This is a genomic window from Rhodococcus sp. 06-1474-1B (assembly GCF_002258885.1).
GTDB lineage: Bacteria > Actinomycetota > Actinomycetes > Mycobacteriales > Mycobacteriaceae > Rhodococcoides > Rhodococcoides fascians.
Window position 1 is genome coordinate 454,931 of record NZ_NOYR01000032.1, and the last position, 26,722, is coordinate 481,652.

Consider the following 26,722-nt stretch of genomic DNA (forward strand, 5'->3'; position numbering starts at 1 on the left):
TCAGGATGCCAAGCGGCCGAATCCGACTACACCCGAGTCGGATTCGTAATTCAGAGTGTGAATCCTGATCTTGCCGGCTTCGTTCCCGCCCACGGTGACGGCCTCGCTGCCGTCGACAGCCACGATGACGTTGGTGTGTTGGCCGACCCAACTGGAGTTGTCGTACAACACCACATCACCCACCGACGGCGTGTAGTTGCCGACGGTCTCGAACCGTCCCTGTTGCTGGTAGTACTCCTGCAGCGTGTAGACGCCGGGAATGCGCCACGAACCCGAGTTGGGATTCGACAACGGCATGCCCGCTTCCTTCATGATCCAGCTGACGAAGTCGGCGCACCAGGCCTCGTCCACGCCCTCTGCATAGAAGGTTCCCGGACGCTGCTTCTCGTGCTCGACTCGCAGCAGGTCCACCACACGGGCTTGGTCGACGGTCAACTCGGAGCTGTTCACCTCGGGGAACGATTCGGTGTCCCACGGTAGATAGCGACTCGGGGCGAGCCACAGAACACCGATGGCCACCACCACGACCACAGCGGTGACCGCTGCGGTCCACAGGGGCCAGCGTCGCCGCGTGCGGGTATCGGTGTCGATGCTCATGCCCACACGGTAGCGCGTGAGCGAACACCGGTTGGCACAATAGCTGTGTGACCCATTCGCACGAGCAGACGGTCGACGCCGTTCCACAACCCATCGTGGACGCCGCACGATCGGCGTCGCGCATCGTCGTTCTGACCGGGGCCGGCATGTCGGCCGAATCCGGAATTGCAACGTTTCGCGACGCCCGGACCGGTCTGTGGCAGGACTTCGATCCGAAGGACCTCGCCAGTCCCGAGGGCTGGCTCGCCGACAGCGACCTCGTGTGGGGTTGGTACCGGTGGCGTGCAGCATTGGTTCGTCGTTCCGAACCCAACGCCGGTCACCGCGCCGTCGCGCAATGGCAGCAGCATGCGCAGGTGGACATCGCCACGCAGAACGTCGACGATCTGCACGAACGAGCCGGATCCACAGTGCTCGCACACGTACACGGAAGCCTTTTCGAGCCGTACTGCAGCGAGTGTGGAGTGCGCGCGGAACTCGACGACCCCGACGTTCTGGGTAACGACATTCTGGACGACGACATTCCGATCGACGCAGATCAGCGTGTTCCGCCGCCGGACTGTCCCCGGTGCGGCGGACTCATCCGTCCCGGGGCCGTGTGGTTCGGCGAATCGCTGCCCGAACAGGCGTGGGAAGCAGCCGAGAATGCTGTGCGCGCTGCAGATCTGGTGCTCGTGGTCGGTACGTCGGGCGTGGTGTACCCGTTCGCCGGACTGCCCGCCGTCGCACGCAGTGCGGGCGCAACCGTGGTCGAGATCAACCCGGTCGAGACCGAGGTATCCGACATGGCCGACCACCGATGGCGCACAACGGCCGCGGTGGGTCTGCCACTGCTGGTCGCACAATTGTGAACGGACGGGCGGCACGCGAACTACCCTGATCACACCATCGACTTCGAGGAGGCCGAGATGGCGGAGTACTGGTTGCTCGTGTGCGCCCTCGCGTGTTCGTCCGTCGGTGCGTGGTGGGCAACCTCGGATCCGACATCCCGACGCGTTCGCCGAATCGAATTCTTCGCCTGGATCCTCGGCATCGTCGGCGCGGTCACCCTGGCCGATCAGCTGGGGGTGTCCAGGCCGTGGTCCACTGCTGCACTCGTAGTCGGAATCATGGTTCTGGTCCTCGGCCTCCCCGCCCTCGTGGCCACAGTGATCAGGAATCGGAAACCGCTCGGAATTCCAGCGCAGAGGTAGCTGCGGCAGACCTGCCCTAGGGACGCAGCCTGCGCAGCAGCAGGAGTGACACGCCCCCGAGAAGCCCGGCAACCACCAACGACAACGCCGACTCGATCGCCTGGAACCGCCAGAACGATCTGTCCTCGTGATAGCGCGTCTCGTAGGCCTCCGCGCCCTGATCCCGAATGCACTGGATCTCGATGTTGCGACGTTCCACGCTCTGGCGGTCGGAGTACTCCTCGTACTCGGCGACCGTCTCGAATTCGCTCAGATCCCTGTAGTTCTGGGTCCAATTGCAGTCCATCAAGTCGACGGGCACCGGACTGCCGTTGCTGTCGACGTAGTCGGCCGAGAATTCCCATCGTGGGAACAAGCTGATCGAGTCGCCTGGTCTGTAGTAGTCCGGAGTACCGCCGTACACGTCGTTCACCTTCTGTTCCACCGATACTCGGTCTGTCTGGGGAGTCGCATAGTGCTCGCGTAACTGCGTCGGCAGCAGTGCCAGGAATACAGTCGACACGATGACGGTCGTGATCATCGCAGCGATCGTGTTCCGCATCGCGAGTGCGCATGCCGAACCGACCATCAATCCGACGGCCGTGTACGCGCCTGCGACGAATCCCGTGGCTCCGAAGATGGGAAAGTCCAACCGCGATTCATTCGACCCCGCGAAGGACATGGCGAAGGTATCGGGTGCAGTGTTGTACTTGGCTGCGAACAGCACGCATCCGAGCACCGTCATCGCCCCGACGATCGGTGCGAACACGACGAGAATGCGCACGCTGTACCACCGTCGTCGGCTCACGGATTGACTCAGACCGAGTACATGGGTGCGACGTTCGAGATCGCGGGAGAAGACGGTCACCCCGACGAATGCCCCCAGGACGACGGGCAAGACGATCGCCGAAAGTATTGCTATCGTCTGCATGTTTCCGACGGTGCAGTCGGACGAATCGAAGGATCGGCAATTCTGCAGATACGGTGACGGAATCACACCGCCGCCGATCACCGTGACGGCAATGGTGATCGCAGCCAACAGAAGTGGCGTCAACACCCCGAACAGGATGGTCGCGCGAAATTGTCTCCAAGTCACCCAGATCATCAGGTGGTCTCCGTTCCGAGGTGGGCGAGTACGACGTCGTCGAGGGTGGCGTTCTCGACTGTCCACCCCGGTGGTGTCGTTCTCGGTTGTTTGCCCTGTACGACGAATGTTGTTGCCCCGGAACCGAACACCACGGACACGATGGTGCCGTCCTCGACCGACGGGTCGGCGTCGGAGCTGCCGGCGAGAAGGTAGTGGTCGGCGGTGATGGCGTCGAGGTCCCCGTCGAGTCGCATTCGCCCACCGCGTAGCAGCAACAGCCGGTCGGCGACGTCGACGAGCTCGGACAGCACGTGTGAGGACAGCACGATCGTCGTACCGTTCTCGGCTGCATCGCGCATCAGGGTGCGTGCCACCGCCCTGCGAGCGACCGGATCGAGATCGGCAAGCGGCTCGTCGAGCAGCAGTACTTCGGGTCGACGCCCGAGTGCCAGTGCGAGGGCAATCCGCGTGCGGTGGCCGGGGGAGAGGGACTTGACCCGAGCGGAGGTGGCGATTCCGGCGGCGTCGACGATTTCCTTCGCGTACGCATCGTCCCAGTGCGAGTTCGTGTTTCGGCCGAATCGCAGCAGTTCGGCGACGGTGAAGTGTGGGTAGAGGGGCTTGTGCTGCGCCAGATAGGACAGGCCGGGCGAGATTCCGCGTTGGGTAACGCCCTCACCCAGAACCCGAATGGTTCCGCTGTCCGGTGTCAGCAGGCCGACGGCCAGCGACAGCAGCGTCGACTTTCCGGCACCGTTGGAGCCGACCAACGCTGTGACGCTTCCTCTTTCGACTGCGAACGAGCATCCGTCGAGGACGGTCTTCCTGCGAAACGATTTGGCCACCTCGTCCATGGTGAGCACCGCGTCGGTCATGTTTCGTCTCTTTCGGTTCGGTCGAATTGCTTGTCGAGTGCGGCGGTGACGATGGCTTCGAGGTCAGGTCTGTCCAGTCCTGCGGCCGTGCAGTGTCGGATCCAGCGGTCGAGTTCGGTCTCGAGCGCCGATCGTTCGGCCATGCCGGGTTTTGCGAGCGAGGCGACGACGAACGTCCCGGAACCGGTTCGTGGTTGGACCAGCCCGTCGCGTTCGAGTTCTCGGTACGCCTTGAGGACGGTGTTGGGATTGATGGCCAGCGCCGTGACCACTTCTTTTGCTGTCGGCAGTCGGTCACCGACGGCGAGTGTTCCCAGTCGTAGGGCCTGTTTGGTCTGCAGTATCAGTTGGACATAGGTGGGAATGCCGGACTGACGATCGATACGGTAGGCGATCACCAGAAGCCTTTCACTAGTTGATTAGTGGAAGACGTTAATGCGTACCCCTCGGTTTGTCCATGCTCTGTTCGGATCTCGATATTCGGAGTGGCGATCACCGCGTTGGCCGTGACGGCTGGGGGATGCGCCGCCATCTCCGACCCGCAGCAGACCCGAGACTTCTTCGCCCGGGGCCAGTCCTACTACCGCTCGCGCAGAATCGCAGTGGCTGTGCCGCTCGACGCGGGGTAGTGGGCAATCGGCACTCGGTACTGTGGGAAAGAAGATCACGTACTTTCTCGAGTAGGGATGACAGATGGCTGTGGGCTCCGACCGATTCTGGCGTGTACTCGGCCGCTCTGCGCAGAAGGCGCAGAGCGCGTCGCGTCGGCGCGTCGAGCAGGCCGGAGACCATGCGAGCTGGGCTTCGGGCTTGTCGGACGCCGAATTGGTCACCGAGGCCTCTGCGTTGCGGGCCCCGAGCGCATCGAAACTCGACGTTCCGCGGTACCTGGCGTTGACGCGTGAGGCGAGCGACCGCACGCTCGGCATGCGACCGTTCGACGTACAACTTCTGGGAGCCGAGCGACTTCTCGCCGGTGACGTGGTGGAAATGGCGACCGGCGAAGGAAAGACGTTGTCCGGGGCCGTGGCTGCGGTGGGATATGTCCTGTCCGGTCGCAGGGTTCACGTCATCTCGGTCAACGACTTTCTCGCACAACGCGATGCGCGGTGGATGGCTCCGCTGTTCGAGGCTCTGGGTATCACCGTCGGTTCCATCGCCGAGTCGTCCTCGGCGCAGGAACGTCGTGATTCCTACGCGTGCGATATCACGTACGCGTCGGTCAACGAGGTCGGATTCGATGTTCTCCGTGACCATTTGGTCGACGATCGTGCCGATCTGGTGTCGCCCGTCCCGGATGTCGCACTGATCGACGAGGCCGACTCGGTGTTGGTCGACGAAGCGTTGGTGCCGTTGGTGTTGGCCGGCTCGGTATCGGGTGACGTGTCGACCTCGACGGTGATGGACGCAGTCCGCCTGTTGGACAAGGGGATCGACTTCGACACCGATGCCGAAGGACGCAATGTGTTCCTCACGGACGAGGGCGCGCTTCGGCTCGAGAAGGAACTCGGCGGAATCGATCTCTACTCCGAGCAGCACGTCGGATCGACCCTCGTTGCGGTCAATGTCGCGCTGCACGCTCAGGTGCTGGTGCAACGCGATGTCGACTACATCGTGCGTGAGGGACGTGTTCAGCTGATCAACGCTTCCCGTGGCCGAGTGGCGGACTTGCAGCGTTGGCCGGACGGGTTACAGGCGGCCGTAGAGATCAAGGAGGGGCTCGAGCCCACCGAGACCGGTGAAATTCTCGACACGATCACGGTGCAGGCGCTGATCAACCGGTATGCCACCGTATGTGGAATGACCGGCACGGCAATGGCGGCGGGGGAGCAGCTGCGTACGTTCTACGGGCTCGGCGTCTCGGTCATCGAGCCGAACGTGCCGACGGTGCGGGTCGACGAGGTCGACCGGGTGTACGACACGGTCGAGCACAAGAATGCCGCAATTGCGCAGCAGGTCAAGGAAATTCACGAGACCGGGCAACCGATACTCGTCGGAACGCACGATGTCGCGGAGTCGGAGACGCTGGCGGCGATCCTCGCGGAATCCGGTGTGGACGCCGTCGTACTCAACGCCAAGAACGACGCCGAGGAGGCCGCGGTCATCGCTGCCGCCGGAGTGCACGGCGCGGTCACCGTCTCGACGCAGATCGCCGGGCGCGGAACCGATATCAAGCTCGGGGGACCGGAGGGGACCGACCGCGACCGCATCGCCGAGTTGGGTGGGCTGTTCGTCGTCGGCACCGGCCGCCACACCACCGAGCGGCTCGACAATCAATTGCGAGGACGTGCGGGCAGGCAGGGCGACCCGGGCCGTTCGGTGTTCTTCAGCAGTTGGGAGGACGACGTCGTCAAGAACAACATCGGTGACAAGGACGCACCGAAAGGCATCGACGACAGCGGCCTGTTCACCTCTGCCGCCGCAGCCGATCGAGTCGATCATGCCCAGCGCATCGCCGAAGGACAGATGCTCGAAATACACTCACGTACCTGGCGCTACAACCAACTGACGGCGCAGCATCGGGAGATTCTGGACCGTCGTAGGGCAGCGTTGCTGAGCACCGGAGAGGCGTTGGCTCTGCTCGAGGAGCAGTCGCCGACGCGATCGAAGGAACTTCGCGAGAACGTGTCGGAGGAGACCCTCGTGGTGGTCGCCCGCCGAATCGTTCTTCACCACCTCGATCGCGCGTGGTCGGACTACCTAGCGCACCTGGCCGACGTGCGCGAGAGCATCCACCTCCGTGCGCTGGGTCGCGAGAATCCACTCGACGAGTACCACCGAATTGCGGTCGAGGCCTTCAAGACTGTCTCCGCCAAGGCCATGGATCTGTCCCACGCGACATTCGAGTCGGCCGAGATCACCTCCGACGGAATCGATCTCGACAATGCCGGTATGCGCCGACCGACGTCGACGTGGACGTACATGGTGCACGACAACCCGTTTGCCTCCCGCGGAAATGCCGGTGCGGCCGGTCTGGGGCCGATCTTCGGTGGCTGACGCGCGCCGGGCACTGCTCGCTCTCGCCTGTGGCGTGAGCGTGTTGGCCTCGGGCTGCACCGATTCGTACGGGGAATTCCCGGCAGACAAGAATTACACCTCCGTCGATGCCGACGGTTCCTACACCCCGGTCTCGGGTACGACGATCCGGCTCGAGTTCGCCGACGACCGCATCTCGGCCGAAGCCGGATGCAACAGGTTGTTCGGCACCGTCGACACTTCGCTGGGGACGCTCACCGTCGATTCCCTGGGTGCCACGCGGATGGGGTGCCCGGCCGAGCTCATGGAGCAGGATCGGTGGCTGTCGGAGTTTCTGTCCTCGAAGCCGAAATGGTCCAGAGAAGACGACACGATGACTCTGGACAACGGACGCGACCGAATCGTGTTCACCGAATCCTGACGGAGCGTGGTTCGGACGCGGCGTGGCGCACGCCGTCCAGAAAGAGCCGGAGACCGAAGTCGAATTTGCTGGTGGGATCGGGGCGCTCGAACATCGGGGACGCGTCGGCGGTCAGCGCCCCGGCCGAGTCCATCTGGAGCCGAGCCTGTTCGTCCACGGTATGGCCGAGCACGTAGTACAGCAGCGTATCGGCGGTCAGTTCGGCGTCGACTCTGGGCAACCCGGCACGAATGCAGACCGCGGCGATGCGTTCACGGATGCGGTTGGTGGTGAGCCGCGAGGCGTAGGTGGAGGCGACCAGTTCGGCTCCGTCGCGCCGGGAGAGCAGCGCGTCGCGAAGTCGATGTGCGATCTGCGAGATCTGCGCGTCCCACAGTTCTTCCGTCGACGGTGCGTCGGCACCGGACAGTATGTGATCTGCGATCGCTCCCAGCAGCGTCTGCTTGTTGGGGAAGTGCCAGTACAGCGCTCCGGGTTGGACGTGCAGTGAGGTCGCCAGGCGGCGCATGGTCAGATCCGCGAGGCCGTACTCGTCGAGAATGGCTATTGCACCGTCCAGGACGTCCTGCCTGCGTAGCTGCACTTCCTACCCCTGCCGTTCGACGCGGTGTTTCGCTTTGACAGTAGCCGAGTGCGGTGCCTAACGTGAACGCCGTTCAACTTGAACGGTGTTCAATTCCGAGACCGTTCGACGACGAGGGGACCGGTATGGACATATTGCGTACGGCGCGCCTGCAGGTGCTCGACAACGGCATTGCGCTCGATCGATCCCAGGTGCTCGAGGTACTCGAGCTCGGAGAGGATCGTCTCGAAGAGACGATGCAACTGGCGCACGAGGTTCGGATGCGATGGTGCGGACCGGAAGTGGAGGTCGAGGGGATCGTCAGCCTCAAGACCGGAGGCTGCCCCGAGGACTGCCACTTCTGCTCGCAGTCGGGCCTGTTCGCCTCTCCGGTGCGGGCAGCCTGGCTCGATATTCCGTCGTTGGTCGAGGCGGCGAAACAGACCGCGAAGACCGGGGCCACGGAGTTCTGCATCGTGGCCGCAGTGCGGGGTCCGGACGCTCGACTGCTCGCGCAGGTCGCCGCGGGAATCGAAGCCATTCGCGGCGAGGTCGACATCGACATCGCTTGTTCGCTGGGCATGCTGGACCAGGATCAGGTCGACCAACTCGCGGCAATGGGTGTGCACCGCTACAACCACAACCTCGAGACCTCGCGGTCCTACTTCCCGAACGTGGTGACCACCCATACCTGGGAGGAACGCTGGAACACACTGCGGATGGTCCGCGAGGCCGGCATGGAGGTCTGTTGCGGAGGCATCCTCGGTATGGGCGAGACGCTGGAGCAGCGAGCCGAGTTCGCAGCCGATCTCGGCGCTCTCGAACCCGACGAGGTTCCCCTGAATTTCTTGAACCCACGTCCCGGAACGCCGTTCGGAGATCTGGACGTGCTGCCTGCATCGGATGCGTTGCGAGCCGTTGCCGCCTTCCGGCTGGCCCTGCCGCGGACGATTCTTCGATTCGCGGGCGGCCGCGAGATCACTCTCGGTGATCTCGGAGCTCAGCAGGGAATTCTGGGCGGCATCAACGCGATCATCGTCGGAAACTACTTGACGACGCTCGGTCGTCCCGCCGAGGAGGATCTCGATCTTCTCGGGGAACTGCAGATGCCGATCAAAGCGTTGAACTCGACGATCTGATGCGCGTATTAAGGTGGGTCGAATGACGAGCGAGAGCCGGTACGACCCGCACACCGGTCGGTCTGTCGAGGTCGGTACGGATGCGGGGGCACCGTCGTTCTCGGTTGCCGTCGGTCTCGGGCTGGAGCCGCCGAGGTACTGCGACCGGTGCGGTCGCAGGATGGTGGTGCAGATCGTGCCCGACGGATGGACGTCGGTGTGCTCGCGGCACGGCCTGATCGATTCCGCCGCGACGGGTAGGCGTTAGGTGACGACCTCGTCTGCCGTCGAGACTCCGGAGCGGCGTCGAACGCTTCGCTTTGTGGCTCTGGTCGGCGGTGTGACGATCGCGCTGTCCGCCGTCGGCGGTCTGCTGTGGGGATTCCTGGCACCGAGCCAGCAGTTGCTCGTCGTCGCGCAGGACAGAGGAGCAACACTGACCGGGGAGAGTCTGCATCGATTCGACGCTCTCGCCCTGTTCGTCCTCGTCTCGTTCGCTCTCGGCATTCTCGTGCCGATCGGGTGGTGGCTGTGGATTTCCCAGCGGGGTCCACGGCTGTTCGTGGCCGTGTTCGTCGGGTCGTTCGTCGGCTCGATCGCAGCAGTGCTGGTGGGCAACGGCGTTGCGGCGCTGCGATTCCCGAAGGCGGACGAGCCGGCCGTCGGATCGATCGTCCGGGTTGCACCGAGTATCGACACGCCGACGGCACTGATCGTGCAGGCGCTGACGGCGTCGTTGGTGATACTGCTGCTCGCGGCGATGAATCCCAACGACGATCTGCAGCACCCCGATTCCGATCCCGAGCTCGACGAGATCGAATTCGACGTCGCTCCGCCGCCGCCGTCGTTCGACTCGCGGGTGCCCGACTGACGGCGGATCTCGTTCATCCCTGTGGTGGCCGCAATGCCGCGAACTCGTCGGTGACGCGAATGCTGTTGTCGGCGAACCGGAACAATGCTGGAGGCCGTCCACCCGCTCGACCCGACGGTGCACGCCGTCCGGTGGGTTCGATGACGCCGCGGCGGCTCAGTACCCGTTGCAGATTGGTGGCGTCGACCTGATAGCCGAGGGCTGCGCCGTAGATTTCGCGGAGCGTCGAAATCGCGAATTCTGCAGGAGCGAGGGCGAATCCGATGTTGGTGTACGACAGTTTGGCGACCAGTCGATGCCGTGCGTGCTCGACGACCGTTCCGTGATCGAACGACATGGCGGGCAGTCCCGACACCGGGTACCAGGTCGTATCCGCGGGCAGGGTGGGCTCGGCCGCGATCGGTACGAGGCCGAGAAACGTCGACGCGATTCGGCGATCTCCCGGCACCCTGTCCGGCTCGCTGAAGATGGACAGCTGCTCGAGGTGTGCCACCTTGCGTACGTCGACCTTCTCGGCGAGCTGCCTCCGCGCGGACGTGGCCAGGTTCTCGTCGTCGCGCAGGGTGCCCCCGGGGAGTGACCAGGTGCCCGCCTCGGGGTCGAGTGCACGCTGCCACAACAGGACCGCCAGTTCAGGGGTGTCGGGGTCGGAAAAGACCCGAACTTGGAACACCGCAATGAGTACTTCGTGGACGGTGCTACGATGAATCATGTTTTCGATCATAAGTCGAAAACTTCCTCGGAGGAAATTCGGTCACCGATGACCGGATGATCGGTGAAGGAGAACCGTCATGACCAGCAGCGCTACCCAGGTGAACTTCCTGGACTCGGCATTCGCCGGAGTCCGCGACATCGTCGATGGAGCCGGTGGTTACGGGGGAGTCGACGCGTCGGCTGAATGGGCCGCGGAAGTGCGACGGCTCGCCGATCTGCGAGGTGCGACCCTGCTGGCGCACAACTACCAGCTGCCTGCGATTCAGGACGTTGCCGATCACGTCGGTGATTCGCTCGCGCTTTCGCGCATGGCCGCCGAGGTATCCGAGGACACCATCGTGTTCTGCGGCGTGCACTTCATGGCCGAGACCGCCAAGATCCTCAGCCCGCAGAAGACGATCCTGATCCCGGACCAGCGTGCGGGTTGCTCGCTCGCCGACTCGATCACTGCCGAGCAGTTGCGCGAGTGGAAAGCAGACTTCCCGGATGCCGTCGTCGTCTCCTACGTCAACACGACAGCCGAGATCAAGGCGCTCACCGACATCTGCTGCACCTCGTCCAACGCCGTCGAGGTCGTGCAATCGATCGATCCGAGCCGCGACATCCTCTTCCTGCCCGACCAGTTCCTCGGGGCTCATGTCAAGCGCGTGACCGGGCGCGAGAATCTGCACATCTGGGCCGGTGAATGCCACGTCCACGCAGGCATCAACGGCGACGAGCTCGCCGAGAAGTCTCGAACCCACCCCGATGCGGAGCTCTACGTGCATCCCGAATGCGGTTGCGCCACCTCGGCTCTCTACCTCGCCGGCGAAGGATTCGTGCCCGCCGACAAGGTCAAGATCCTCTCCACCGGCGGCATGCTCGACGCGGCCCGCGCCACCGAATCCAAGCAGGTTCTGGTCGCCACCGAGATCGGGATGCTGCATCAACTCCGCAGGGCTGCACCCGATGTCGACTTCTTGGCCGTCAACGACCGCGCGTCGTGCGGATACATGAAGATGATCACGCCCGCCGCGCTGTTGCGCTGCCTCGTCGAAGGGCGCGACGAGGTCCACGTCGACCTCGAAACGGCGAACATCGCCAGCAAGTCGGTGCAACGCATGATCGAGATCGGCACACCCGGCGGCGGCGAGTGAACCCGTCGGTCGCCTGGGAAACCGCGGCCGACCTCGTCGTCGTCGGCGGCGGAATCGCCGGACTGACCGCGGCTCGCACGGCCGCCGCTCGCGGCCTGCGCGTGCTGACGGTCAGCAAGGGCAGTTCGGTCGATACCGCGACCAAGTATGCGCAGGGCGGAATCGCAGTCGTCGGCACCGATCTCGGCGACTCGATCGATGCGCACGTGTCGGATACCTGCGCAGCAGGCGCGGGCCTGTGCGACGAGGATGCGGTGCGTTCCATCGTCTCCGGCGGCCGCGCGGCGATCGCGTCGCTCGAAGTCGCCGGCGCACATTTCGATCGTGCGCCCGACGGTTCGGTTTCCCGCACCCGAGAGGGTGGCCACAGTGTGCGCCGAATCATCCATTCCGGCGGCGATGCCACCGGAGCGGAGGTACAACGCACACTGGACTCCGCAGTGCCATCGGTGGAATTCGACACCACGGCGCTGCGTGTACTGACCACCGACGGCGCGGTGGCCGGACTCCTCGTGCGCGGGCCTCGCGGTGTCGGCGTCGTTCGCACTCCGACGGTGTTGCTCGCGACAGGCGGCCTGGGACAACTGTTCTCGTGCAGTACCAACCCGGCCGGTGCCACGGCCGACGGCATTGCACTGGCACTCGATGCGGGCGCACGGATCGCGGATCTGGAGTTCGTTCAGTTCCACCCGACCGTGCTGTTCGCCGCAGGGTCGACGGGCCGTCGCCCGCTGATCAGCGAAGCGGTGCGCGGAGAGGGTGCCCGCTTGGTCGATGCCACCGGCCGCGCATTCATGGACGGTGTTCACCCCATGGGCGACCTCGCACCACGCGACGTGGTCTCGCGTGCCATCGCCGAGTTGCTGTACCGCAGCGGCGACGACCACGTGTTGCTGGACGCCCGTCGCGTGGAGCACGTGCGTGAGCGTTTCCCGACCGTGACGGCATCGTGCCTGGACGCCGGAATCGATCCCGCAACGGATCTCATCCCCGTGGCACCCGCCGCGCACTACTCGTGCGGGGGAGTCGTGACCGACACGTTCGGACGGACGTCCGTCTCGGGATTGCTCGCTGCGGGTGAGGTGGCGCGCACCGGGCTGCACGGTGCCAACCGGTTGGCGTCGAACAGTCTGCTCGAGGGTCTGGTGGTCGGCGAACGCGCTGCGCTCGTCGCCGCGGAGCGGGTCGGAACCACGGTCGCCGTGTCCGATACCGCGCTGCCTGTGTACCGGCGGATCGATCGCGCGGTACTGCAGCGAACCATGACCACGGACGTCGGTGTCGTCCGCGATGCGTCCGGTCTTGCGGCGGCACAGGACGTGCTGGCACACGGCGTGGTGTCGGAACCGCCGGTCGACGGCGTAGCGGTCGAGGATGCCGCCCTGACGGCAGCGGCAGACGTGATCGTGCTGGCTGCGGCGCACCGCCGAGAGAGCCGAGGGTGTCACACCCGACGGGATTTCCCGGACAGCATGCCCGAGTACCGACGGAGCCTGTATGTCGAACGCGACGACGACGGACGACTGACGATCGTGAACGATGACGTGATGACGGGAGCAAGCTGACATGACCGGTACTGCCGACGAAGTGAACCCGGGAGTCGACCGCGACGAGGTTCTCGCACTCATCCGCACCGCGCTCGACGAGGATCTCCGGTACGGGCCGGATATCACCACCATGGCAACGGTTCCCGAGGACGCCGTGGCCACGGCGTCGGTGGTGTCTCGACAGTTCGGCACCCTCGCGGGCCTCGATGTCGGACTGCTGGTTCTCGACGAGGTGATCGGTTCGGGCGCGTACTCGATCCGCCACAGGACCGCCGACGGATCGAATGTCGAACCCGGACAGGCTGTTCTGACGGTCGAAGCTCCCACCCGTGGATTGCTCACCGCCGAGCGCACCATGCTCAATATCGTCTGTCACCTGTCGGGTATCGCAACCGCCACGGCCGGCTGGGTCGCCGAGGTCGCAGAGACCGAGTGTCGCATTCGAGACAGTCGAAAGACGTTGCCCGGACTGCGATCGCTACAGAAGTACGCGGTACGGGCGGGCGGCGGGGTCAACCATCGGATGGGTCTCGGTGACGCCGCGCTGATCAAGGACAACCACGTCGCGGCGGCCGGCTCCGTCGTCGCTGCCCTGCGAGCCGTGCGGGCCGCTGCGCCGAACATCGCCTGCGAGGTAGAGGTCGACAGTCTCGAACAACTCGACGAGGTGCTCGCCGAGAACGTCGAACTCGTTCTGCTGGACAACTTCGCGCTGTGGCAGACGCAGATGGCGGTGCAGCGCCGCGACAAGTTCGCGCCGGACACCAAGTTGGAATCCTCGGGTGGACTGACCGTCGACGTGGCTCGGGATTACGCGCGTACGGGGGTCGACTTCCTGGCGGTGGGCGGTCTGACACACTCGGTGACAGTGCTCGACCTCGGCCTGGACATGTAGCCGAGCCTCACGATTCGAGAAAGACGTTCGAAGATGGAATTGCAGAGTGCCCGTCTGGACAGCTGGATCTGGGCGGTGCGACTGTTCAAGACGCGGTCTGCCGCTGCCGCAGCCTGTCGCGGTGGGCATGTCCGCGTCAACGGCACCCCCGCAAAGCCCGGCCAACGGGTCGGGCCGGACGACGAGATCCGGCTGCGCGTGGAGGGCGTGGAGAAGATCGTCGTCGTCGTACGTGCCATCACCAAACGCGTCGGCGCGTCGGTGGTAGCCGAGTGCATGATCGATCGCAGTCCGCCGCCGCCACCGAAAGAGGTTCTGGCGTCGGTTCCCCGACGTGACCGCGGAACGGGCCGTCCGACCAAGCGTGATCGACGTGACATCGATCGGCTGCGGCTGCGCCCCTCGTGAGTGTTGTGCGTACCTCCGGGGGCGCACAACGCGCACGAGGGCGAAGCCCGGCTAGCGTCTCTTTCCGCTGCGACGTGCGTTCGTTTTCGTCTTGACGACCGGTCGAGCCGGTTTGGAGGGCTGCGCCTTCTTCTTCTTGACGGGCGCGTCGTCCGACGATCCGCGTGAACTTCGCGTCGACCGGCCCCGCACGATGCCGATGAATTCTTCGATGCGGTCGTCTTCCCGCTCCGCCACCCAGGCCAGTGCGATCTGTGACTGCTCGACGTCGGTGACCGGGCGGTACACGAGATCTTTGCGAGCGTTGAAACGCGCAACCGAGTGCGGGACGATCGCCACCCCCAGCCCGGCAGCCACGTATTCGAAAGTCTCCGCAGTGCTGTTCATCGGTGGCAGTGCGGGACGATCGCCGGTGCTCAGTTCTGTTGCAACAGCAGCCCATTCGGGCACCGAGGCCGGATCGGCGAGCAGGTGTTCGTCGGCGAGGTCCAGCGCGGTGACCGAGTCGAATGCTGCGACCGCATGGTCTTTGGGCACCACCACGACCTGAACTTCCTGATACAGCCCGATGGCGTTCAGACCCTCACGGTCGATCGGCGGCCTGACGAAGCTGACGTCGACTGTTCTGTCACGCAGATGAGACACCTGCGTGTTCGGAGTCGTCGCCACGACGGACAACGCGACATCGGGAAACCGATCGGCCCAGATTCGCGTCCACTTGGTCAGCGTCACGCCCTCGGCGTATCCGATGGTGAAACTGCGCGGCTCGCCGGCAGCAACCTGTGCAACCTCCGAACGCCGATCGTCCTCGGCGATCTCGACCAACGCGCGTTCGAGCAGATCGCGTCCGTCGGCGGTGAGTTCGGTGGGGGAGGCACCCGGCACGAACAGGTCGACGCCGAGCAACTCTTCGAGTTCCACCACGGTCTTGCTGAGGCGGATTCGGGAGATTCCGAGCGACTGAGCAGCGCGGGCGAAATGCAGTTGTTGCGCCACTGCCGCATACCAGCGCAGTGTCTGCACATCGATGTTCACGGAGTCGAGCCTATGGGACGGTGCACGGAGCGCGGGACGGTGGCGTCGGGACCGCCGATTGCCGGATAAGCTGGTCCGGTGAGCCCGGAGAACAAACAGCAGACCATGAAGCCATTGACCGCGGCGAACAAGCTCGGCATCTATCTACCCGCAGCGCCGGAAGAGTTCCAGAACTCGATGATCAGCAGATCCGACCTGGACGCCCTGCGTAGTGATCCGCCGCAGTGGCTGACCGACTTGCAGACCGACGGACCCTTCCCCCGCGACGTGATCGCGAAGAAGCTCGACGTGTCCATCGCCGGATTGGCACGCGGCGGAGTCACCGAAGCGTTGACCAGTGTGGAGATCGAGGACCTGATCGCCAGCCCACCGCAGTGGCTGGTACGCGAGCGTCGGACTCAGATCCAGGTTCGCAAGGATGCCGAGCGCATCAAGGAGAAGCAGGAAGCGCGTCGCACCGCGGGCAATCGGCCCACGAAACTACGCAACCTCTAGGGAGCGACGACTCCGTCGAGGTATCGCCACCGGCCGTCGACCCGTACGAATCGGCTGATCTCCGACATCGTGCCGGCACCGTCGGGATGCTTGTACCGTGCCTCGAACTGCACGGTGCCGGTCTCGTCGAAAAGTCCGCCTGCGTCGGCAGCGAGGACGTCGAGCCGATACCACCGTTGGTCGGGGTCCAACTCCAGCTCAGCCGGAGCGGTGTCGGGATGCCAGGACGTCCGCAGGTAGGCGACGTCGCCGACGGCAAACGCGGTGAAGCGCGAGCGCATCAGCTTCTCCGCCGTCGGTGCATCGACGGGGCCCGTCAGGTACGGCTCGCAACACGCATCGAACGTGTCGCCGCTCGAACACGGACACCGTGTACTCACTCGTCGACCTCCACTTCGACTGTGTACGTGCCGAGTTCGTGCTCGTCCCGCTTACCCACGTCCTGAATCCAGGTGTTGGCTTCGAGCAGAGTGTCGAACAGCCCCAACGGAATCGGATCTCCGCCGAGCGCATTCTTCATGATCACGCGGTATTTCCTCATGGGGTCACCCTTCGTACCGTGGCCAGAAATGTTGCGGCGGCAAAGAACAGGCCGGCGAACGTGCGGTTCATGGTCTTCTGCTGACGGTGGGACCGCATCATGCGGAGGACTCGCGATGCCAGAGAGGTGTAACCGGTCATCACCAGCATGTCGACGACGACCATGGTCGCCGCGATGGCGAGATACTGGGTGATCAGCGGCCGCGCTGGGTCGAGAAACTGGGGCAGCACAGCGACCATGAACACGACGGCTTTCGGGTTGCTCGCGTTGACGAGAAATCCTCGCGCGAGCATCGTCGTGCCTCGATCCGCCACCGCGGGGGCGTCCGCTACTTCGGACGGAGCCGACCGCCACTGGCGAATGCCGAGGTAGACCAGATAGGCGACACCGAACCACTTGATCGCGGTGAAGGCCAGGGCCGAATTGGCCAGGACAGCACCGAGTCCGACTGCGACGATGCCGATCTGGACCAGCAGGCCGATCTGCAGCCCGAAGATGTTCCAGTAGCCGCGGCGCAGGCCGTAGCGCAGACCTGTGGACATCGACGCGATGGCTCCGGCTCCGGGAGACAGACTGATGACGATGCTCGCGCCGAGGAAGGCGAGCCACACTGACCAGGACATGTGTTCATTGAACTACGCCCGTCAATTCGCATTCTGCGCGGTGGCCGGGTGTCGATACGGTCATTGCGGGGTAGACGCTGCAGATGGCAGACATCAGAACCATCGACAGCGGTCCCCAGCAGGTCACGAGACAGACCGAGGTTCGGGCACCGGCAGCCGAACTGTTCGACATCGTGGCCGATCCCACCCGGCACGGCGAGCTGGACGGATCCGGCACAGTCAAGGACACCGTCCGTGGACCCGAGAGGCTGAGCAGCGGCGCGAAATTCTCCGTCGGCATGAAGCAGTACGGCGTGCCGTACAAGATCACCAGCACCGTGACCGAATTCGTGGATGCGGATCGACACAAGATCATCGAGTGGCAGCACCCGATGGGCCACAGCTGGCGCTGGGAATTCGAGGAGAAGCAGCCGGGCCTGACCACTGTCACCGAGAGCTTCGTCTACGGCACCGCCAAGGTTCCGAAAATGCTCGAGTTGTTCAAGATGCCGCAGAAGAATGCGCAGGGCATCACGAGCACACTGCACAATCTGGCTGCTCGTTACGCCTGACCTCTCGGACAGCCCGTGGCGGTACGGGCCCTGCTCTACAGTGACCCGCATGCCGATCGAACCCGATACCAAGAACTGGACGTGGGTCCTCGACAGTGCCTGCCCCGACTGCGGGTTCGACTCGAGCTCCGTCGAATACGACGCCGTACCCGCGTTGATCCGCGCTGACGTGGATCGGTGGATCGCAGTGCTCCGTCGCGAGGACGCGGCAGTGCGTCCCGACGATTCGACATGGTCGGCGCTCGAATACAGCGCACATGTTCGGGATGCACACCGCATATTCCGCACTCGGTTGGCGCTGGTGCTGACCGAGGACGATCCCGAGTTCGACAACTGGGACCAGGACGCCACGGCCGTGGCCGAGAACTACAACGCGCAGAATCCGGCGACGGTGGCGTCGGAACTCGGGGAAGCGGCACATGCGTTGGCCGACGCCTTCTCGGCTGTGCCGCCGGAAGACCGTGATCGCAGAGGGCGACGCAGCGACGGTTCCCACTTCACCGTCGAAACTCTGGCGGCCTACTACATTCACGATCCCATCCACCATCTGTGGGACGTGCGGGGCTGAGCCGAATTCGGTGGAACTATCCTGGTGGTTCGGACAACACTGATTCGACCGAACCCCGGCACCGAACCGACTCCACGAAGGGGCCCACTATGCCTGCCCGCATCGAGCTCGCCCGCGTCGATCTACGCGGACGAACTCCATCCACTGCCGAACTACGCGGCGCTCTTCCCCGAGGCGGAGTGGATGTCGATTCGGTGCTGCATCAGGTTCGTCCCGTCGTCGACGCAGTCAAGGACCGTGGGGCCGACGCGGCCCTCGAGTTCAGCGAGAAGTTCGACGGAGTCCGACCGGACCGCGTTCGGGTTCCGCAGCAGGAATTGGTTCGAGCTCTCGACGAGCTGGACCCGGCCGTCCGGGCCGCCCTCGAGGTCGCGATCGAGCGAACCCGCCTGGTGCACTCGGATCAACGCCGCACCGACCACACCACCCAGGTCGTGCCCGGCGGCACGGTGACCGAGCGCTGGATTCCGGTCGATCGCGTGGGTCTCTACGTGCCCGGTGGCAACGCTGTGTACCCGTCGTCGGTCGTGATGAACGTGGTGCCTGCCCAGATCGCTGGCGTCGGTTCGCTGGTGGTGGCGTCGCCGCCGCAGAAGAACTTCGGTGGATTACCCCACCCGACGATCCTGGCGGCCGCGCAGCTCCTCGGAGTCGACGAGGTCTGGGCCGTCGGCGGCGGTCAGGGCATCGCTCTGCTCACGTACGGCGGTGTCGACACCGACGGCGAAGAACTGGCACCGGTCGATCTGATCACCGGCCCGGGCAACATCTACGTCACGGCGGCCAAGCGACTGTGTCGTTCGCTCATCGGAATCGACTCCGAGGCAGGCCCTACCGAGATCGCGATTCTCGCCGACGGCACCGCGGATCCGCTGCACGTCGCAGCAGACCTGATCAGTCAAGCCGAGCACGACGTGATGGCCGCGAGTGTGCTGGTGACCGACAGCCTCGAGCTCGCCGATGCCGTCGACGAAGCTGTCAATGCGCAGATGGCGTCCACCCGGCACGCGGAACGCGTCACCACGGCGCTGAGCGGCAGCCAGTCCGGAATCGTTCTGGTCGACGACGTCACACAGGGCCTGGCCGTGGTCAACGCCTACGCGGCCGAACACCTGGAGATTCAGACGAAGGACGCGTCCGACGTCGCCGCTCGCGTGCGCAGCGCCGGCGCTGTATTCGTGGGGGCGTGGTCTCCAGTGAGCCTCGGTGATTACTGCGCCGGGTCGAATCACGTACTGCCGACGGCCGGGTGCGCTCGGCATTCGTCCGGCCTGAGTGTGCAGACGTTCCTGCGGGGGATCCACGTGGTGGACTACAGCGAGGCCGCACTGAAAGATGTTGCTGCGCACGTCATTGCGCTGGCCAACGCCGAAGATCTCCCGGCTCACGGTGAGGCCGTTCGGCTGCGTTTCGAGGGGTTGCGTACCGGTGGTACATCATGAGTGATGCTCTGGGGCAATCAATTTCGCTCGACGATCTGCCGTTGCGCGAGGCGCTGATCGGCAAGTCGCCGTACGGCGCGCCGCAGCTCACCGTGCCGGTTCAGTTGAACACCAACGAGAATCCACACCCGCCGACGCAGGCACTGATCGACGACGTTGCCGAATCGGTGCGCATCGCCGCGGCGCAGCTGCACCGGTATCCGGATCGCGACGCAGACGACTTGCGAGCCGACCTGGCGCGTTATCTCACCGGGCAGACTGGCTTTGCGGTCGACACTGCCAACGTGTGGGCGGCCAACGGCTCCAACGAGATTCTGCAGCAACTCCTCCAGGCCTTCGGTGGGCCGGACCGTACCGCGCTGGGTTTCGTGCCGTCGTACTCGATGCACCCGATCATTTCGTCGGGGACTCAGACCGAGTGGATTCCGGCGCAGCGTCGGGCGGATTTCACTCTCGACGTCGACTACGCAGTGCAGGCGATCGAGGAGCGTAAGCCGGACGTCGTGTTCGTGACCAGCCCCAACAATCCGACCGGGCACAGCATCGACGAGGCAGATCTGCGTCGAATCCTCGACGCTGCACCGGGAATCGTTGTGGTCGACGAGGCGTACGCCGAATTCTCCTCGGCGGCAAGCGCAATCGGATTGATCGAGCGCTACCCCAGCAAGATCGTCGTCAGTCGGACCATGAGCAAGGCATTCGCGTTCGCCGGCGGACGGCTGGGATACCTCGTTGCGGCCCCGGCCGTGATCGACGCAATGCTGTTGGTGCGTTTGCCCTATCACCTCTCGGTGGTCACGCAAGCTGCTGCTCGGGCCGCGTTGCGGCACGCCGACGACACCCTGGCGAGCGTGGCCGCCTTGTCGGCCGAACGCGATCGCGTTGCCGACACGCTCGTCGCCCAGGGGTACGACGTGGTGCCGTCCGACGCCAACTTCCTGCTCTTCGGCCGATTCGCCGATGCCGCCCGGACGTGGCAGCGATATCTCGACGACGGCGTCCTCATTCGCGACGTCGGTATCCCCGGGTATCTGCGTGTCACCATCGGACTCGCTCACGAGAACGACCGATTCCTCACCGTCAGCTCGGAACTCGCATCGACCGAAAGAGCAGAGGCACTGCAGTGACCACACCCGCTCCCCGCATCGCCAAGATCGAGCGCACTACCAAGGAATCCGACATCTCCGTCGAGCTCAACCTCGACGGCACCGGCATCGTCGACATCTCCACCGGCGTGCCGTTCTACGACCACATGCTCACTGCCCTCGGCACCCATGCCCGCTTCGATCTCACCGTGCGGGCCAAGGGCGACATCGAGATCGAGGCGCATCACACGGTCGAGGACACTGCGATCGTGCTCGGGCAAGCGCTGGGACAAGCCCTCGGCGACAAGTCCGGCATCACCCGCTTCGGCGACTCGTTCATTCCGATGGACGAGACACTCGTGCATGCGGCGGTCGACGTGTCCGGCCGTCCCTACTGCGTGCACACCGGCGAGCCGGACTACATGGTGCACTCGGTGATCGGCGGCTACCCGGGTGTTCCGTACTCGACCGTGATCAACAAGCACGTGTTCGAGACCTTGGCGTCCAACGCTCGGATCGCGTTGCATGTCCGCGTCATCTACGGCCGCGACCAGCACCACATCACCGAGGCGGAGTTCAAGGCCGTCGCTCGGGCGCTGCGTCAGGCCACCGAATACGACCCTCGGGTCACCGGAATTCTCTCCACCAAGGGCAGTCTGTGATCGGTCGAGCGGTGCTCGTGCGTTGAGTGGTCTGAGTTCGATTCGTGGCCTCCCGGCCGCGATGGCCATGGGTGCGGCCGCGTTCGGCGGCTGGGGCCTGTTGCTCCCGGTGGTTCCGCTCGCGGTGTCGCAATCGGGTTCGTCCGACGCGGTGGCGGCAGCCAGCACCGCGATCTTCATGGCCACCACGGTCATCACCCAACTGTTCGTTCCCTCGATGCTGGTTCGCGTCGGCCATCGGCCCGTGCTCGCGGCCGGTTGCCTGCTTCTGGGTGTTCCCGCGTTGCTGTTCATCGTGTCGGTGCAGGCCGTACCGGCACTCGCCGTGTCGGCGCTGCGGGGCACCGGTTTCGGAATGTTGACGGTCGCCGGGGCCGCCATCGTCGCCGAGTTGGCACCGACCCACTTGCTCGGCCGCGCGACGGGAGCACAGGGGATCGCGGTCGCGCTGTCGCAGATGGTGACGTTGCCGCTGGGCCTGGTGATCTTCGCGGCCAGCCCGACGGCGGTGTTCGTACTGGGGGCTCTGGTTCCCGCTGCGGGCTTGATCGGGGTGGCTCTGTTGCCGCCGACCCGGCCTGCACCGCAACCGGCTCGGGTCGACCGGGTCCGCCTCGACGCCCGGCGATTCCTGGTGCCGTGCTTCGTCGTTGCGTCGGTGTCGGCGTCGTACGGCGGCATCACCAGTCTGCTGCCGATCGCCGAATCCGAGCGAGCCGCGATGATCGGCGTGGCCCTTGCCGTGGTCAGTGCCGCGATGTTGGTCGGTCGATATGCCGCCGGCTCGGTCGCCGATCGCATCGGAATCGGCCGGTCGGTGGTGCCTGCGCTCATCTCCGCGGCCCTGGGCGTCGGTTTGTTCGCCGTCGCCGCCGCAGGTGCCATGCCTGCCGCACTGTTCTTCGTTGCCGCGGTGTTGTTCGGAATCGGTTACGGCGCATGCCAGAACGACAGTCTGGTGATGGCCTTCGACGCGGCGGGGCCCGCGCGGTACAGCAGCGCCAGTGCCGTGTGGAACATCAGCTTCGATGCCGGTACCGGCGCAGGGGCGCTCGCCCTCGGTGTGATCGCGACGAGTGTGGGCTACACCGCCGCGTTCACTGCAGGTGCAGCCACCGTTGCCGTTGTCGCGGCGGTGGCACTGATCGCGCGTCCACGTCCCCGATAGACTCGTTCCATGACTTCTGTGGTGTTGCTCGACTACGGCTCGGGCAATCTGCACTCGGCGAAAAGGGCGTTGGCCCGCGTCGGTGCCGACGTGACGGTGACCTCCGACTTCGACGAAGCCCTGAATGCAGAAGCGCTGGTGGTTCCCGGGGTCGGTGCATTCGCCGCCTGTATGGAGGGTCTGACGGCCGTTCGAGGTGAGCGCATCATCGGGCGTCGTCTCGCGGGTGGCCGCCCGGTACTGGGAATCTGCGTCGGCATGCAGATCCTCTTCGATCGCGGTGTCGAGTTCGGCGTCGAGGCGGACGGGTGCGGCGAATGGCCGGGCACCGTCGAACGCCTGCAGGCCGAAGTGCTCCCGCACATGGGTTGGAACACCGTCGAGGCTCCGGAGAACAGCGTGCTGTTCGACGGCATCGACCGCGAGACACGGTTCTATTTCGTCCATTCCTACGCCGCGCAGCAGTGGGAGCTCGAACCGAGCGAGACCATCGCCGCGCCGTTGCTCACGTGGGCCGATCACGGTGGCCGCTTCCTCGCTGCAGTGGAGAACGGCGCGCTCTCGGCCACGCAGTTCCACCCGGAGAAGTCCGGCGACGCCGGTGCCGCGTTGCTCGAGAACTGGGTTCGATCGGTGTGAGCGAACGCGAGTTCTCGCTCGGCCGGTTGGCGTTTCGAGCGCTCGGGGCGGCAGTTGCGGTACTCGCCCTCGCGACCGTGTCGATCGCTGTGTGGCAGCCCACCGCCGGCGTTGCTCTGCTCATCGCGTTGGCCGGAGTTGTCGGGGCGATCACGGCCATGGGGGTCGTGTCCACGCGCATGACGCGCAAGGAACTCGGTCCCGACAGCTGACGGGCCGTCCCGGCGGCCTGCGGATCCAGGCAGTGCTGACCCGTTTTGAATTCGACGCGAGTCGGCCCGTAGCATAACCGCACGTGAGCCTGGTCTTATTGCCTGCTGTCGATGTCGCAGGCGGCGAAGCTGTCCGTCTCGTTCAAGGGGAAGCCGGTAGCGAAACGAAGTACGGTTCGCCCCGTGATGCCGCCCTGGCGTGGCAGAACGACGGTGCCGAGTGGGTCCATCTGGTGGATCTCGATGCCGCGTTCGGGCGCGGGTCCAACCGTGAACTGTTGGCCTCGGTGGTCGGTGAGCTCGATGTGAAGGTCGAGCTCTCGGGCGGAATTCGCGACGACGATTCCCTGCGCGCCGCCCTCGCAACCGGATGCGCACGCGTCAACCTGGGTACGGCGGCTCTGGAAGACCCCGAGTGGTGCGCTCGTGCGATCGGCGAATTCGGCGATCGTGTCGCGGTCGGCCTCGACGTGCTGATGGTGGACGGCGCGCCACGTCTGCGTGGCCGCGGTTGGGTCAGCGACGGCGGTGGCCTGTGGGAGGTACTCGAGCGGCTCGAACGCGACGGCTGCTCGCGGTACGTCGTCACCGACGTCACGAAGGACGGCACCCTGACCGGCCCGAACCTCGAACTTCTCGCAGACGTGTGCGACAGGACCGGCAAGCCGGTCATCGCGTCCGGCGGCGTGTCGACGATCGCCGACCTCGAAGCGATCGCCGGACTGGTCGACCGTGGCGTGGAGGGATCCATCGTCGGAAAAGCCTTGTACGCCGGGCGTTTCACACTGCCCGATGCCCTCGCGGCAGTGTCTCGGTAACGACGAATGACCCTTCCCGAGGAACCGAGTCGTCTGCTCGAGATCGCCGGTGGTTTGCTCGACGGCATCCATGATCGGTTCCTCGCGGGCGTCGGCGCACCGAGTGCCGTGCAGAAGGGCCCCGACGACTTCGCCACCGCGGTGGATCTCGAACTCGAGCGTCGTCTGGGCGCGGAACTGTACGACGCCACCGGAATCGCCGTTCACGGTGAAGAGTTCGGCGGTCCCGATCTGAACTCCGGTCTCGTATGGGTACTCGACCCGATCGACGGCACATTCAACTACTCGTCCGGATTGCCTTCTGCCGGAACGTTGTTGGCGTTGCTCGACGACGGCGTGCCGGTCCTCGGGCTCACGTGGCTACCGCTGGTGAATCAGCGATTCTCTGCCGTGGCAGACGGCCCGTTGCTTCTGAACGGGGCACCGCTACCCGCACTGCAACCGAAGTCGTTGCGGGAGTCGATGATCGGGTTCGGTGCGTTCAACGTTGCCAGCCGTGGATCCATCCCCGGCCGCTTCCGGTTTCGCATTCTCGAAGAGTTGTCGATGCACTCCTCGCGGCTGCGCATGCACGGTGCCACCGGAGTCGATCTGGCGTACACCGCCAGCGGCGTACTGGGCGGTGCGGTGGTCTTCGGATACCGCGCCTGGGACAACGCTGCCGGGGCCCTGCTGGTTCGTGCTGCGGGCGGAATCGTCACCGATCTCGATGGCCGACCGTGGACCATCGATTCGAAGTCGGTGCTCGCGGCCGGCCCCGGAGTACACGGCGAACTGCTGAAGGTGATCACCGAACTCGGTGCACCCGGCGACTATCTGGAAGGACCGGTGCGATGAGCGTTGCGGTCAGAGTGATCCCGTGCCTCGATGTCGACGCCGGACGTGTCGTCAAGGGCGTCAACTTCGAAAACCTCCGCGACGCAGGCGATCCCGTCGAGCTCGCGGCAGCGTACGACGCACAGGGAGCCGACGAACTGACGTTCCTGGACGTCACGGCGTCCACATCCGATCGAGGAACCATGCTCGACGTCGTCAGCCGCACCGCCGAGCAGGTGTTCATTCCCCTGACCGTCGGTGGGGGAGTGCGCACTGTTGCCGACGTCGACCTACTGCTGCGGGCCGGTGCCGACAAGGTCAGCGTCAACACCGCGGCCATCGCTCGGCCGGAGTTGCTGCGCGAGCTCAGTGAGCGATTCGGGTCTCAGTGCATCGTCCTGTCGGTCGATGCACGGACCGTTCCGCAGGGACAGCAGGACACCCCGTCGGGCTGGGAAGTCACCACCCACGGCGGCAAGCGTGGAACCGGTATCGACGCCGTCGAATGGGCAGTACGCGGTGCCGAACTGGGAGTCGGTGAGATCCTTCTCAATTCGATGGATGCCGACGGCACGAAGGCCGGATTCGACCTGCCGATGATCGCGGCGGTCCGGTCCGCCGTGCACGTTCCCGTCATCGCCAGCGGAGGAGCAGGGCGCGTCGAACATTTCGCGCCGGCCGTCCACGCCGGAGCCGACGCCGTCCTCGCCGCAAGCGTGTTCCACTTCGGGGACCTCACCATCGGCCAGGTCAAAGAATCGATGCGTGCCGCGCGCATCGTCGTCCGCTAGCGAAGAGGTTTTCGATGACTCTCGACCCGACGCTGTCCGCCCGGCTCAAGCGAAACGAGGCCGGGCTGTTCAGTGCTGTGGTGCAGGAGCGCTCGACCGGCCAGGTACTGATGGTTGCCTGGATGGACGACGAAGCGTTGTCGCGCACGCTCGCGACGCGCAAGGGCACCTACTACTCCAGGTCCAGGCAGCAGTACTGGGTCAAGGGCGAGACCTCGGGGCACACGCAGTACGTGCACGAGGTGCGGCTCGATTGTGACGGGGACACAGTGCTGTTGGTCGTCGACCAGATCGGCGCGGCATGCCACACCGGCACCCACACCTGCTTCGACTCCGACGTGCTGTTGGGGCCCGCGGCTCAGGCGTGACCGGTTCCTGCGGCAATTCCCTTGTCCAGCTGAGTGAGTAGCGTCGTGCTCAGAGTCGACAGTCGACCCACCTCCGCGTCGGACAATCCGTCGAATATCAGAGCCTGCACTGTCTCGACGTGTCCTGGCGCCGATGCCACGACCTTTTCCATGCCGGCGTCGGTCAGCACCGCATAGGAACCGCGGCTCCCCGGAATACTCTCGCGGCGAACCCATCCCGCTTTCTCGAGCTTGGTGACCACGTGCGACAGACGTGACAGTGACGCGTTGGCGTACTCCGCGAGATCGCGCAGTTGAATTCGTCGCTGTGGATTCTCGCTGACGACCGCGAGGACGAAGTAATCGAAGTGGGTCAACTGCGAATCGCGTTGCAGCTGGGCGTCCAATGCTGCGGGCAGTCGGGTGACCAGGGCGACGAGCGCGCGCCACGCCTCTTGCTGGCTCTCGGTGAGCCAGCGGGGATCCACCGCATCATTCGGTGTCGCCGACGTGTCCATCGCGGGTACCTCTCGATCGAGACAGTTGTGTT

The 26,722-nt window shown here is 65.0% G+C and carries 36 protein-coding genes; 25 read left to right on the top strand and 11 right to left on the bottom strand.

What is annotated here, in order from left to right:
* Entirely contained in the window at window positions 1-597 is a 597-nt protein-coding gene (locus tag CH266_RS19985; RefSeq protein WP_094716005.1) for a CHAP domain-containing protein, read from the bottom strand.
* 146 nt (window positions 598-743) lie between these two features.
* Between CH266_RS19985 and CH266_RS19990 the strand changes: the two genes are divergently transcribed.
* A complete protein-coding gene (locus CH266_RS19990) occupies window positions 744-1,448 on the top strand; it encodes an SIR2 family NAD-dependent protein deacylase (protein WP_230074499.1) in 705 nt (234 codons plus the stop codon).
* 57 nt (window positions 1,449-1,505) lie between these two features.
* Entirely contained in the window at window positions 1,506-1,790 is a 285-nt protein-coding gene (locus tag CH266_RS19995) for a hypothetical protein (protein WP_032370315.1), read from the top strand.
* Between the two features lie 16 nt (window positions 1,791-1,806).
* Here the strand turns inward: CH266_RS19995 and CH266_RS20000 are convergent, their stop codons facing one another.
* The 3 genes from CH266_RS20000 to CH266_RS20010 are packed head-to-tail and all read right to left on the bottom strand — an operon-like array spanning window position 1,807 to window position 4,129.
* Window positions 1,807-2,874: an ABC transporter permease gene (locus CH266_RS20000; RefSeq protein WP_032406695.1), complete on the bottom strand. Its 1,068-nt coding sequence runs from the start codon at window positions 2,872-2,874 to the stop codon at window positions 1,807-1,809.
* Window positions 2,874-3,731 (bottom strand): ABC transporter ATP-binding protein, encoded by an 858-nt coding sequence (locus tag CH266_RS20005; protein ID WP_094716007.1) that lies wholly within the window; start codon window positions 3,729-3,731, stop codon window positions 2,874-2,876. The genes CH266_RS20000 and CH266_RS20005 overlap by 1 nt, the downstream gene beginning before the upstream one ends.
* A complete protein-coding gene (locus CH266_RS20010) occupies window positions 3,728-4,129 on the bottom strand; it encodes a GntR family transcriptional regulator (protein ID WP_027497311.1) in 402 nt (133 codons plus the stop codon). The genes CH266_RS20005 and CH266_RS20010 overlap by 4 nt, the downstream gene beginning before the upstream one ends.
* Window positions 4,130-4,216: 87 nt before the next feature.
* Here CH266_RS20010 and CH266_RS25540 point away from each other — a divergent pair, with 87 nt between their 5' ends.
* The 3 genes from CH266_RS25540 (at window position 4,217) to CH266_RS20020 (ending at window position 7,128) form a co-directional block, all read left to right on the top strand.
* Complete coding sequence (locus tag CH266_RS25540) at window positions 4,217-4,360, top strand: hypothetical protein (RefSeq protein WP_155290113.1); 144 nt, start codon at window positions 4,217-4,219, stop codon at window positions 4,358-4,360.
* Between the two features lie 64 nt (window positions 4,361-4,424).
* Window positions 4,425-6,728 (top strand): accessory Sec system translocase SecA2, encoded by a 2,304-nt coding sequence (gene secA2, locus CH266_RS20015; RefSeq protein WP_094716008.1) that lies wholly within the window; start codon window positions 4,425-4,427, stop codon window positions 6,726-6,728.
* Window positions 6,721-7,128 carry an META domain-containing protein gene (locus tag CH266_RS20020; RefSeq protein ID WP_052054876.1) on the top strand — a complete coding sequence of 136 codons (408 nt, stop codon included), beginning with the start codon at window positions 6,721-6,723 and terminating at the stop codon, window positions 7,126-7,128. Before secA2 ends, CH266_RS20020 begins: the two co-directional genes overlap by 8 nt.
* Here CH266_RS20020 and CH266_RS20025 read toward each other — a convergent pair.
* Window positions 7,115-7,711, bottom strand: a complete 597-nt coding sequence (locus CH266_RS20025) for a TetR/AcrR family transcriptional regulator C-terminal domain-containing protein (protein ID WP_027497309.1) — start codon at window positions 7,709-7,711, stop codon at window positions 7,115-7,117. The genes CH266_RS20020 and CH266_RS20025 overlap by 14 nt on opposite strands.
* A 125-nt stretch (window positions 7,712-7,836) precedes the next feature.
* Here CH266_RS20025 and bioB point away from each other — a divergent pair, with 125 nt between their 5' ends.
* The 3 genes from bioB to CH266_RS20040 are packed head-to-tail and all read left to right on the top strand — an operon-like array spanning window position 7,837 to window position 9,679.
* Window positions 7,837-8,829, top strand: coding sequence for a biotin synthase BioB (bioB, locus tag CH266_RS20030; protein WP_032370319.1), 993 nt, complete (start codon window positions 7,837-7,839; stop codon window positions 8,827-8,829).
* Window positions 8,830-8,851: 22 nt separating this feature from the next.
* On the top strand, window positions 8,852-9,076 hold the full coding sequence (bsaP, locus tag CH266_RS20035; protein ID WP_027497307.1) for a biotin synthase auxiliary protein BsaP: 225 nt from the start codon (window positions 8,852-8,854) through the stop codon (window positions 9,074-9,076).
* Window positions 9,077-9,679, top strand: coding sequence for a DUF2567 domain-containing protein (locus tag CH266_RS20040; RefSeq protein ID WP_032368083.1), 603 nt, complete (start codon window positions 9,077-9,079; stop codon window positions 9,677-9,679).
* Between the two features lie 13 nt (window positions 9,680-9,692).
* Here the strand turns inward: CH266_RS20040 and CH266_RS20045 are convergent, their stop codons facing one another.
* Complete coding sequence (locus CH266_RS20045; RefSeq protein ID WP_032387864.1) at window positions 9,693-10,391, bottom strand: NUDIX hydrolase; 699 nt, start codon at window positions 10,389-10,391, stop codon at window positions 9,693-9,695.
* 79 nt (window positions 10,392-10,470) lie between these two features.
* On the opposite strand from CH266_RS20045, the gene nadA reads away from it, so the two are divergent.
* From nadA to CH266_RS20065, 4 genes are read left to right on the top strand one after another with little or no spacing between them, the layout of a single operon-like run.
* Window positions 10,471-11,529: a quinolinate synthase NadA gene (gene nadA / locus CH266_RS20050; RefSeq protein WP_048318691.1), complete on the top strand. Its 1,059-nt coding sequence runs from the start codon at window positions 10,471-10,473 to the stop codon at window positions 11,527-11,529.
* Entirely contained in the window at window positions 11,526-13,094 is a 1,569-nt protein-coding gene (locus CH266_RS20055; protein ID WP_032387817.1) for an L-aspartate oxidase, read from the top strand. The genes nadA and CH266_RS20055 overlap by 4 nt, the downstream gene beginning before the upstream one ends.
* Window position 13,095: 1 nt before the next feature.
* Window positions 13,096-13,971 carry a carboxylating nicotinate-nucleotide diphosphorylase gene (gene nadC, locus CH266_RS20060; RefSeq protein ID WP_032368081.1) on the top strand — a complete coding sequence of 292 codons (876 nt, stop codon included), beginning with the start codon at window positions 13,096-13,098 and terminating at the stop codon, window positions 13,969-13,971.
* A 33-nt stretch (window positions 13,972-14,004) separates the two neighbouring features.
* Window positions 14,005-14,379: an RNA-binding S4 domain-containing protein gene (locus CH266_RS20065; protein ID WP_032368080.1), complete on the top strand. Its 375-nt coding sequence runs from the start codon at window positions 14,005-14,007 to the stop codon at window positions 14,377-14,379.
* 51 nt (window positions 14,380-14,430) lie between these two features.
* Here CH266_RS20065 and CH266_RS20070 read toward each other — a convergent pair whose 3' ends face one another.
* A complete protein-coding gene (locus tag CH266_RS20070; RefSeq protein ID WP_094716009.1) occupies window positions 14,431-15,414 on the bottom strand; it encodes a LysR family transcriptional regulator in 984 nt (327 codons plus the stop codon).
* Window positions 15,415-15,492: 78 nt separating this feature from the next.
* Between CH266_RS20070 and CH266_RS20075 the strand changes: the two genes are divergently transcribed.
* Entirely contained in the window at window positions 15,493-15,909 is a 417-nt protein-coding gene (locus CH266_RS20075; RefSeq protein WP_094716010.1) for a DUF5997 family protein, read from the top strand.
* On the opposite strand, the gene CH266_RS20080 is transcribed toward CH266_RS20075, so the two are convergent.
* Genes CH266_RS20080 through rhtB form a run of 3 tightly spaced genes read right to left on the bottom strand, consistent with a single transcriptional unit; the run spans window position 15,906 to window position 17,073 of the window.
* Window positions 15,906-16,289 carry a YchJ family protein gene (locus CH266_RS20080; RefSeq protein ID WP_032370323.1) on the bottom strand — a complete coding sequence of 128 codons (384 nt, stop codon included), beginning with the start codon at window positions 16,287-16,289 and terminating at the stop codon, window positions 15,906-15,908. The genes CH266_RS20075 and CH266_RS20080 overlap by 4 nt on opposite strands.
* Window positions 16,286-16,450, bottom strand: coding sequence for a hypothetical protein (locus tag CH266_RS25545; RefSeq protein ID WP_169879459.1), 165 nt, complete (start codon window positions 16,448-16,450; stop codon window positions 16,286-16,288). The genes CH266_RS20080 and CH266_RS25545 overlap by 4 nt, the downstream gene beginning before the upstream one ends.
* The gene (gene rhtB, locus CH266_RS20085) at window positions 16,447-17,073 is read right to left on the bottom strand and encodes a homoserine/homoserine lactone efflux protein (protein ID WP_027497297.1); all 627 of its coding nucleotides are present in this window, start codon (window positions 17,071-17,073) and stop codon (window positions 16,447-16,449) included. The genes CH266_RS25545 and rhtB overlap by 4 nt, the downstream gene beginning before the upstream one ends.
* Before the next feature lie 83 nt (window positions 17,074-17,156).
* Between rhtB and CH266_RS20090 the strand changes: the two genes are divergently transcribed.
* The 12 genes from CH266_RS20090 to hisI all read left to right on the top strand — a co-directional run bounded on the left by CH266_RS20090 (window position 17,157) and on the right by hisI (window position 26,193).
* Window positions 17,157-17,624 (top strand): SRPBCC family protein, encoded by a 468-nt coding sequence (locus tag CH266_RS20090; RefSeq protein ID WP_027497296.1) that lies wholly within the window; start codon window positions 17,157-17,159, stop codon window positions 17,622-17,624.
* A 49-nt stretch (window positions 17,625-17,673) separates the two neighbouring features.
* On the top strand, window positions 17,674-18,192 hold the full coding sequence (locus CH266_RS20095; RefSeq protein ID WP_027497295.1) for a DinB family protein: 519 nt from the start codon (window positions 17,674-17,676) through the stop codon (window positions 18,190-18,192).
* 89 nt (window positions 18,193-18,281) lie between these two features.
* A complete protein-coding gene (gene hisD / locus CH266_RS20100) occupies window positions 18,282-19,634 on the top strand; it encodes a histidinol dehydrogenase (protein ID WP_032374524.1) in 1,353 nt (450 codons plus the stop codon).
* Window positions 19,631-20,761 (top strand): histidinol-phosphate transaminase, encoded by a 1,131-nt coding sequence (locus tag CH266_RS20105; protein ID WP_094716011.1) that lies wholly within the window; start codon window positions 19,631-19,633, stop codon window positions 20,759-20,761. Before hisD ends, CH266_RS20105 begins: the two co-directional genes overlap by 4 nt.
* On the top strand, window positions 20,758-21,381 hold the full coding sequence (gene hisB, locus CH266_RS20110; protein WP_027497292.1) for an imidazoleglycerol-phosphate dehydratase HisB: 624 nt from the start codon (window positions 20,758-20,760) through the stop codon (window positions 21,379-21,381). The genes CH266_RS20105 and hisB overlap by 4 nt, the downstream gene beginning before the upstream one ends.
* Window positions 21,382-21,442: 61 nt before the next feature.
* Complete coding sequence (locus CH266_RS20115; RefSeq protein ID WP_094716012.1) at window positions 21,443-22,549, top strand: MFS transporter; 1,107 nt, start codon at window positions 21,443-21,445, stop codon at window positions 22,547-22,549.
* A 9-nt stretch (window positions 22,550-22,558) separates the two neighbouring features.
* A complete protein-coding gene (gene hisH / locus CH266_RS20120; protein ID WP_032368073.1) occupies window positions 22,559-23,188 on the top strand; it encodes an imidazole glycerol phosphate synthase subunit HisH in 630 nt (209 codons plus the stop codon).
* Complete coding sequence (locus CH266_RS20125) at window positions 23,185-23,400, top strand: hypothetical protein (protein ID WP_027497289.1); 216 nt, start codon at window positions 23,185-23,187, stop codon at window positions 23,398-23,400. Before hisH ends, CH266_RS20125 begins: the two co-directional genes overlap by 4 nt.
* Before the next feature lie 83 nt (window positions 23,401-23,483).
* Complete coding sequence (priA, locus tag CH266_RS20130) at window positions 23,484-24,218, top strand: bifunctional 1-(5-phosphoribosyl)-5-((5-phosphoribosylamino)methylideneamino)imidazole-4-carboxamide isomerase/phosphoribosylanthranilate isomerase PriA (RefSeq protein WP_094716013.1); 735 nt, start codon at window positions 23,484-23,486, stop codon at window positions 24,216-24,218.
* Window positions 24,219-24,224: 6 nt separating this feature from the next.
* Window positions 24,225-25,055, top strand: a complete 831-nt coding sequence (locus tag CH266_RS20135; protein ID WP_027497287.1) for an inositol monophosphatase family protein — start codon at window positions 24,225-24,227, stop codon at window positions 25,053-25,055.
* Window positions 25,052-25,825 carry an imidazole glycerol phosphate synthase subunit HisF gene (gene hisF / locus CH266_RS20140; RefSeq protein ID WP_032368072.1) on the top strand — a complete coding sequence of 258 codons (774 nt, stop codon included), beginning with the start codon at window positions 25,052-25,054 and terminating at the stop codon, window positions 25,823-25,825. The genes CH266_RS20135 and hisF overlap by 4 nt, the downstream gene beginning before the upstream one ends.
* A gap of 14 nt (window positions 25,826-25,839) precedes the next feature.
* The gene (gene hisI / locus CH266_RS20145) at window positions 25,840-26,193 is read left to right on the top strand and encodes a phosphoribosyl-AMP cyclohydrolase (protein WP_027497285.1); all 354 of its coding nucleotides are present in this window, start codon (window positions 25,840-25,842) and stop codon (window positions 26,191-26,193) included.
* Here hisI and CH266_RS20150 read toward each other — a convergent pair.
* Window positions 26,184-26,690: a MarR family winged helix-turn-helix transcriptional regulator gene (locus CH266_RS20150; RefSeq protein ID WP_045841353.1), complete on the bottom strand. Its 507-nt coding sequence runs from the start codon at window positions 26,688-26,690 to the stop codon at window positions 26,184-26,186. The genes hisI and CH266_RS20150 overlap by 10 nt on opposite strands.
* Between the last annotated feature and the right edge of the window lie 32 nt (window positions 26,691-26,722).